Here is a 6,546-nt window from a genome sequence, read left to right on the forward strand (position 1 = left end):
GCATGAAGAACCAGCGCGTTACCCGTTATCTTCACCCGTTTTGCCTGCTGATCATCATCGTCGCAATTTTCGTGGCCGACACGTTGACCCATTACGAAGTCGCGATGCCGGTGCTTTATACGGTCGTGATACTTTATGCAGCCCTTGTCATCAGGCGCGGTGCGATCGGGTTTCTTACGCTGATCTGCCTGTCTCTTACGGGTGTCAGCTTTGCCTTTACGGTGCGGGGTAATGTGCCCAGCGGGTTGATCAATCTCGGCCTCAGCACGGCGGCGATCGTCATTACTGCCTGGCTCGCGCTGAAAATGCTCCAGGCGAAGGATATCGCCTTGCGCACACAGGAGCGTCTGACACGCATCACCACCGCCCAGACTCTCAGTGGGCTCACGACTTCCATCGTGCATGAGTTGAACCAGCCTTTGGCTGCAGTCACGATGAGCAGTCAGGCCTGTAAGCGCTGGCTCTCGCTTTCACCACCCGATTTTGATCGAGCGCGCAATGCGCTGGCTCGGATCGACGCTGATGCGACACGCGCTGCCGCAATCCTGACACGCATGCGCGCGCTGACCAAAGGGGGCACCCCGGAGGCGCAGCGTTTTTCGCTCGGACAAGCTGTTGGCGAAGTCGTTCAGATGATGCGCTATAGGCTCGACCAGCATAATATCGTCTATCGCTTCGTCGAAATGCACGAGCCTGTTCTGGCTTTTGCCGATCCGGTTCAGATCCAGCAGGTCACGGGCAATCTTCTGGCGAACGCCATCGAGGCGATCATCGACACGAAGCAGGCAGGGGGCCTCATTGAGGCGCGCATCTGGTACGAGGAAGGTCATGCCTGCTGCCGGATAGAGGATAACGGGGTAGGCATCCCCCCTGGTCTGGTCACGCATCTGTTCGAGGCATTCTGGACAAGCAAGGAGGAGGGTACCGGGATAGGTCTCGCCATCAGTCGCAATCTGATCGAGGCTAATAAAGGACAGATCTGGGTCATGCAGGACCAGAAAAAGGGAACTGCTTTCTGCTACCGCATTCCGGCCGCGATACCTTTGGGGCGCGGCAAGGGCAGGGAGGTCAGAATCAGCCTGTGAGCGCGCAATCCGATACCTCTCACAACCGCGCACGCGTTCATGTCGTGGACGATGATGCGTCGATCCGTCATGCCCTCGAAGATCTGCTTATGTCTGTGGGATACGATGTCCGCTGTTTTCCCGACGCTGACTCCTTTCTCCGCGCGGCGCCTTGGCCCGGCCCGAGCTGTCTGGTGCTGGATGTGCGGATGCCCGGGCTTTCGGGAATGGATTTCCATCGCCGTCTTAAGGAGAAGGGAAGTGTGACACCCGTGATATTCATAACGGGACATGGCGATATCGCATGGGTGTCGAGGCGATGAAAAACGGTGCTATTGAATTTCTGACCAAACCGTTTCGCGATCTGGAGCTGCTGGACGCCATCCATCGCGGACTGATGATGGATGAGGCGAGGCTGAACCGTCAGCATGAGGACGAGGCGCTTATCGGGCGGTGGGCGCTCCTGACCGAAGGTGAGCGCGCCGTCGCCCTGCGCGTGGTTGCCGGACTACTCAATAAACAGACTGCTGCCGAGCTTGAGCTGAGTGAAATCACGGTCAAGGTTCGACGGGCCAATCTGATGCGCAAAATGGAAGCGGGCAGCCTTCCCGAGCTTGTAAGACAGCTGGACCGTCTCAAGGATCATCCCGATCTCGTTCGTGCAGCAGCCCGCTAGGATGTGCTGAGATCCTGAATCGAAAAGGGCGCCCGGGAGCGCCCTTTTCAGCATCACAGAGGGGACAGGCTATCCGTCCGCAAGCTGTTGTCAGTTCTTCGGCCAGCCGCTGATGACGGCGTCCTTGACCGATTGCGGCAGTGGCACATAGTCGAGCTTGACCGCGTCGGGGTTGCCGTTCTTGAGCGCGTAGCCGAAGAAATCCTTCACGGCCTTGCCCTGAGCCGCATCCTTTGGATCGGTCGGCACCAGAACGAAGGTGGCGCTCATGATCGGCCAGGCATTGGCGCCTGCGATGTCGAGCAGATCGACGGCATAGCGATCGGCATGTGCCCAGTCGGCATGGGCAGCAGACGCGGCGAACGACGCGGCGTTCGGCGCGATATAGGCGCCGTCATGGTCGCGCAGCTGGGCCATGTTCAGATGATTGCGGCTCGCATAGGCGTATTCGACATAGCCGATACCACCCTCTGATTCCTTGACCCCTGCGGCGACGCCGTCATTGCCGCGTGCGCCAGCACCGCCAGCCCAGGCGATCGACGTGCCCGCGCCGAACTTGCCTTTCCAGCCAGCCGACACCTTCGAGAGGTAGGAGGTGAACACGAAGCTCGTGCCCGAGGCATCGGCGCGGTGGATCGGCGCGACATCGGAGTCAGGCAGATTCAGGCCGGGGTTCAGCGCGGCAATGCGCGGGTCGTTCCAGGTTGAGATCGTGCCGTCATACAGACCGGCGATCGTCGGGCCGTCGAGCTTCAGCTTGCCCGGCTCGATGCCCGGCACGTTCACGATCACGACGATGCCACCCATGGCGGTCGGGAACTGATAGAGCTTGTTGCTGTCAAGCTTGGCCGCATCCATCGGCTTGTCGGACGCTCCGAAATCGACCGTGCGCGCGATCGCCTGGTTCTGACCGGCGCCCGACCCGACGCTCTGGTAATTGACCGAGGTGTCAATGGTCTTCTGCGCCGTCTCGCCCCAGGCGCCATATATCGGCGCGGCGAAGCTCGACCCGGCCCCGGTGATGGTGGCCGCGTGAGACACGCCGCAGCTCAGAGCCAGGGAGAGGGAAAGAGCGCCGAAAATACGGGAAAGCTGCATTGTGTGACCTCAGTAGATCTAGATGACGGCTCGTTCTATCGGCGCCAGCAACAAGAAGATACACATATAAGATGATAGTTTTATGAAATGCCCTATGGGTGAAAACAGGGTGTGGTCGGCATGATTTCTTGTGATTGTTGCACGCGCTAGTCGCGTGGCAGAAAAAACAAACGCCCCTTCGGAAAGGGGCGTTTGTTGATCCTCAGGACGAGGAGGCGTCAGAACGTTACGCCAGTCTCGAAATCGAGCAGCAGCGCGTTTTTGTAGCGGTTCGTGCCACCGGGATGCCAGATATATTGCAGACCGGGGCGGACCGTCAGCCATGGGGTCGGGCGCCAGCCATAGTTGAGTTCGCCTGCATGTTCGCCGCTCGGTTTCAGCAGCCCGTTATTGGCACCCTGCTGGGCCTGGAGAGCCCCCACATAGGCGCCCAGCTTCGGATTGACGAAGTTGAACTTGCCACCAAGGCTGATCGTGTCATTTGGCCGGTTCCAGAATGTGCCCTTGCGCACGATACCCCAGGTGATGAAGTAAGGCGCTATCGCGGTTCGCGGGTCACCCCAGGTGAAGGATAGAAACGCTACCGTTGAGCGTGATGAATCGCTCTTGTCGCGCTGGAGCATCTGATCGGCCATGAACCAGCCGCCGTAACGGCCACGCACCTTTTCGATTGGCAGATTGCCGAGCACAGCATTGGGCAACTCGAAGCCGGCAAGCTGCGAATAGACATTCTTGACCTCGGACGTATCCCAGTAACCGCCAAACTTCACGTTGGTAGGCAAGCGTCCTTTACTGTCGGTCCCGCCGAAATGGTAGCCGATCTGGAAAGGCAGATAGGCGCCAGTCGAATTATGCAGACCGAGCTTCCATGCATAGCCTGTATTCGCAATGGTCGGGTCGACGTTATAGATGCCAGCTGAGACGAGCATCCGTTCGTCGCCGAGCGGATAGAGCTTCAGAAAAGCACCGGGATGCGCCGTGGGGTAATAACCGTAGCCTGAATTGCTGGCGAGCGCCTGAGGCATACCGCAGATCGCGTTCGATTCAAACTGGCAATACAGGCTCATGCCCCAATGCATGGTCGACTGGCCGAAATCGTTTTCTGTGTTGATCCAGCCGATTTCGGTATCGGCATAACGGTTCCACTGCATTTCCCAGGAGAGGCGTGTGAAGCGGATGGTTTCACCAGAGCCGAAAATCTGCTGTGGGCTGTTCAGTGTCGACAGCTTCTGACCAATCCCCAGACCGGCGCGCTCGGTGAGGAGGATGTGAAACATGCCGTAATTATGGCCGGTCAACTGGGCGAAATTGACATCCGCGCCCAGACCGACTTCGTGAGCATACCGTACGACCTGGGTTTTGCCGCCGACCGGATTTCCTGCTGAGTCCTGCAGATAATGGCCCTGCGGGGTGATGCCCATGTTCTGCAGGCGCGTGCGCAGACCGCCCCAGTCACCTGTCATGGTCGGCTGTTTCAACCAGTCGGAAAAACTCTTGGGGAAAAGGGCCTCGTCACCGGGGACGGGAATATAAGGATGGCGCACCGTGCCCAGAGTGGGCTGCGAACGATCGTATGGGCTGCCGAACTGGCTTGCGGGACTATCCTTGTCCGGCCCTTTGGAATTGGTAGTCGCTGAAATCTTTTCAGTCGGATCGAGCGTTGCCGCGGTCTCATTGCTCGAGCTTGTCTGCTGGTTCCGTGTCTGGGCGAAAGCCTGGACGCCAAGGAAGCAGCTTCCCAATACGGTTCCCGCAGCACAGAGAGAACGGAGCCTCCCGGTTCTTGAAACAGGCATGTTCGCGCACACTCTTTAGGTCTGATTGTTGGCCCCCTGAGTGGCCGAATGGCCCCGTCCTATCAATATTTCATTGTATGACAAGCAGATTGACATTTCTGCGCCGAAACCCATGATTTGGGTAAATCACCGTGATTTTTGAGCCACAGTTATGATCTGGCTCGATAATTCATAAAGTTTACCGGCTCTTATTTGTAATTCTGACCGTATTCACGATAATGATCTGTATAGAAAATGAAATTCTTATAATTTTACGCTGGGGCCATCGTAAAAGATTGACCGATTTTGACTATATACGACCACTCAAGGGGTATCTTTAACGCTTTTTATCATCTCTTCCGATCACGTTATGTGCCCGGTAAGAAGCGGCTGCATCCAGGCGAAAGAGAATCGCACCCTGACATGCAGCAGCGTCGTGAAAGGTACCGCTTCCATGGTACGTTACTGTCCGGTTGTCAGCACCGATGGAAGGCGCATGCCCCCCACCGAAGGGCGAGGCAGGTGGGGGAAGCGTGCCGCAGGGCTCATGCACATCAGAACCAGCTTCTGATCCCGAATGTGAGGCGCAGATTGCCTGCGCTATCGTCGCGCTCACGGGCAAAGCGGCGTGCCTGTTGAAGGGCGCCGTCATAGGTTATCGCAATATAGGGAGCGAATTTACGCCAGATTTCGTAGCGTAGTCTCAGACCTGTATCGATTTCCGAGAGCCCGGCACCGTTGCCTCGTATCTTGTCCTGTTTCGAATAGAGGTTTAGCTCTACCTGCGGCTGAAGGATTAGGCGATTGGTGATGGTATATCGTACGATCCCTCGAACCGCCCGGCAAAGCGCCCCCGATCGCTCACATAGGCCGTTGCCTGCACTTCAAACTGATAAAGCGCCAGACCCTGTATGCCGAATGCACCCCAGGTGCGGGTCGGGCCGCTGTCCAGATCGACGCGTACGCCGCCCTGTAGATCGAAATAGGTCGAGATCGAGCGGCTATAAAGAAGCTCCTGATCGCCGTCACTCATGCGTCCCTTGGTCAGTGTGCCCTCAGAGCGCAGCCAGAGCCGGTTGTAATCGCCGCCTACCCAGGCTTCGCCATCCCAGCGAAAGCTCGAATTCCCACCGGCGACGCGCCCCTCTAACTGGTTGAGCAGCCCATGAACCCAGATGCCCTGATCCATCACGGGCATGATACCATCTATGTAGCTGGGCATGGGCTGCATGGCGGTTGTCGAAGCGGTTTCGGCCCTGGCATGGCTCATGCCTGCAAGAGTCAGAGCCACCAGAAGCGATTTTCGCGTGATACCGCTCATGACACCACCACCGTTCTGAACATGCCGAGATGCATGTGGTAGATCAGATGACAGTGAAACGCCCACATGCCGGGCGTGTCTGCCGTGACGAGATAACTCAGTTTCGAGCCGGGTTGCGAAATGATCGTGTGCTTGTTTGGGCGTAGATCCCCCTGGCCGTTTTCAAGCTCGCTCCAGAACCCGTGCAGATGGATAGGATGCTCCATCATCGTGTCATTGATGAGCGTCATTCTTACCCGCTCATTGAGTGCAAGATGAATCGGTCCTGCCTCTGAAAACTTCTTTGCATCGAAGCCCCAGATATACCGCATCATGTTGCCGGTAAGATGCAGCACGATTTCGCGGCTGGGCGGCCGCAGGTCAGGGGCGGGTTTGAGTGCGCGCAACATGGCGTAGCTCAGAACCTTGCGTCCGTTATGTTCCAGCCCGTCTCCGGGTTCGGCCAGACGGTCGACAGGATTCACGGCGACATTCTGGTTTTCGACGTTTTTGGATGGTGGGCCAGGATCATCCACGACGAGTGGAGGCGCGGCGGGCGCTGGTTTTTCGGGGGTTGACGACGCAGCGTCCGACGATTTCATGCCGCTCATGCCGCTCATGCCGCTCATGCCG

6 protein-coding genes and 1 pseudogene are annotated in these 6,546 nt (G+C 57.8%); 3 read left to right on the forward strand and 4 right to left on the reverse strand.

What is annotated here, in order from left to right; translation table 11 throughout:
* Positions 1–2: 2 nt before the first annotated feature.
* The 3 genes from JCM25414_RS08830 to JCM25414_RS18645 all read left to right on the forward strand — a co-directional run bounded on the left by JCM25414_RS08830 (position 3) and on the right by JCM25414_RS18645 (position 1,740).
* Positions 3–1,085, forward strand: coding sequence for a sensor histidine kinase (locus tag JCM25414_RS08830; RefSeq protein ID WP_025841408.1), 1,083 nt, complete (start codon positions 3–5; stop codon positions 1,083–1,085).
* Between the two features lie 89 nt (positions 1,086–1,174).
* Positions 1,175–1,387: a response regulator transcription factor gene (locus JCM25414_RS24915; protein WP_242403463.1), complete on the forward strand. Its 213-nt coding sequence runs from the start codon at positions 1,175–1,177 to the stop codon at positions 1,385–1,387.
* Entirely contained in the window at positions 1,369–1,740 is a 372-nt protein-coding gene (locus tag JCM25414_RS18645) for a response regulator transcription factor (RefSeq protein ID WP_242403460.1), read from the forward strand. The genes JCM25414_RS24915 and JCM25414_RS18645 overlap by 19 nt, the downstream gene beginning before the upstream one ends.
* A gap of 90 nt (positions 1,741–1,830) precedes the next feature.
* On the opposite strand, the gene pstS is transcribed toward JCM25414_RS18645, so the two are convergent.
* From pstS to JCM25414_RS08855, 4 genes and pseudogenes are all read right to left on the reverse strand, one after another.
* Positions 1,831–2,838 carry a phosphate ABC transporter substrate-binding protein PstS gene (pstS, locus tag JCM25414_RS08840; protein WP_025841409.1) on the reverse strand — a complete coding sequence of 336 codons (1,008 nt, stop codon included), beginning with the start codon at positions 2,836–2,838 and terminating at the stop codon, positions 1,831–1,833.
* Between the two features lie 218 nt (positions 2,839–3,056).
* The gene (locus JCM25414_RS08845; RefSeq protein WP_408734882.1) at positions 3,057–4,634 is read right to left on the reverse strand and encodes a carbohydrate porin; all 1,578 of its coding nucleotides are present in this window, start codon (positions 4,632–4,634) and stop codon (positions 3,057–3,059) included.
* A gap of 533 nt (positions 4,635–5,167) precedes the next feature.
* Positions 5,168–5,883: pseudogene (locus JCM25414_RS18650) on the reverse strand (copper resistance protein B).
* A gap of 47 nt (positions 5,884–5,930) precedes the next feature.
* A partial coding sequence (locus tag JCM25414_RS08855) for a multicopper oxidase domain-containing protein (protein WP_025841411.1) occupies positions 5,931–6,546 on the reverse strand: 616 nt, incomplete at its 5' end.

Origin of the sequence: Asaia platycodi JCM 25414, from assembly GCF_000614545.1 — a bacterium.
Lineage (GTDB): Bacteria > Pseudomonadota > Alphaproteobacteria > Acetobacterales > Acetobacteraceae > Asaia > Asaia platycodi.

Excerpts from the sequence above, each read along its gene's own strand:
- JCM25414_RS08845 (WP_408734882.1), bottom strand. The coding sequence starts at position 4,634 with ATGCCTGTTTCAAGAACCGGGAGGCTCCGTTCTCTCTGTGCTGCGGGA.
- JCM25414_RS18645 (WP_242403460.1), top strand. The coding sequence starts at position 1,369 with ATGGGTGTCGAGGCGATGAAAAACGGTGCTATTGAATTTCTGACCAAA.
- JCM25414_RS08830 (WP_025841408.1), top strand. The coding sequence starts at position 3 with ATGAAGAACCAGCGCGTTACCCGTTATCTTCACCCGTTTTGCCTGCTG.
- JCM25414_RS24915 (WP_242403463.1), top strand. The coding sequence starts at position 1,175 with ATGTCTGTGGGATACGATGTCCGCTGTTTTCCCGACGCTGACTCCTTT.
- pstS (WP_025841409.1), bottom strand. The coding sequence starts at position 2,838 with ATGCAGCTTTCCCGTATTTTCGGCGCTCTTTCCCTCTCCCTGGCTCTG.